Source organism: Vibrio sp. 1978, assembly GCF_033344345.1.
Genome location: NZ_JAWPOP010000278.1, coordinates 1 through 839, shown reverse-complemented (window position 1 = coordinate 839; position 839 = coordinate 1). Strand labels below are relative to the sequence as shown.

At 42.6% G+C, this 839-nt stretch carries 1 protein-coding gene; it reads right to left on the bottom strand.

Annotation, left to right across the window (positions count from 1 at the left end):
• A partial coding sequence (locus tag R8N49_RS26075; RefSeq protein WP_318190318.1) for a D-alanyl-D-alanine carboxypeptidase family protein occupies nucleotides 1-564 on the bottom strand: 564 nt, incomplete at its 3' end.
• Nucleotides 565-839: the final 275 nt, after the last annotated feature.

Below are 839 nucleotides of genomic sequence, written 5' to 3'. Positions count from 1 at the left end.
TGCTTGACCCAACTTAGCTATATCATGCGGTGTTGAATACAAACCATCGCTATCTAAACCATGAGGGTTAGTAAATGAGGAATTCGTCAAACCAAGTTGACTCGCCCAACTATTCATTAAGCTAACAAAGCCTGCTTCGCTGCCAGCGACGTGCTCTGCAATGGCAACACTAGCATCGTTTCCTGACTGAACCACCAATCCTCGATATAAATCAGACAGAGACACAGATGTGTTTACTTCGATGAACATTTTGGAAGAATCTGGGAAGTTTTTCGCCCAAGCGTTGCGACTAATAACAACTTGATCATCGAGACTGATATTGCCAGCGTTTACTTCTTGTCCTGCAACATAAGCAGTCATCAGCTTAGTTAAGCTCGCTGGGTTTAATCGCTTGTCTGCATCGCGCTCTACCAACACTTTACCTGTGTGATAGTCCATCAGTACATAACCGCGGGAGCTTAATTCAGGTGCATTAGGGACAACAGTTGGTGCAGCAAAGGCAAAGTGAGAGAAGGTAGCAAGGCCGGTAAGGAAAGTCGTGTTGAATAAGGTATTTTTTCTCATAGTGACATCTAATCTTATTAGCAATCTGTGGCTTACAAACTAAGTCGAGTATATTGAAACGCCATACAGTTACAGCAGCAATGTTACGATTCGTTACCTTTACTCAATGTTTGTCGAGAAGAATGAGAGATGAGTAGAAATTTTCCGCCCATACATGTGATGCCAAAACGAGATCACGAAAGAACGGCCTCACGTCAATGACAGCGAGAATCCACATTTTTAGATAAGCAGATCTCTAAAACAAATCGTTCAAAATATGAAAAAGCACCCGCACA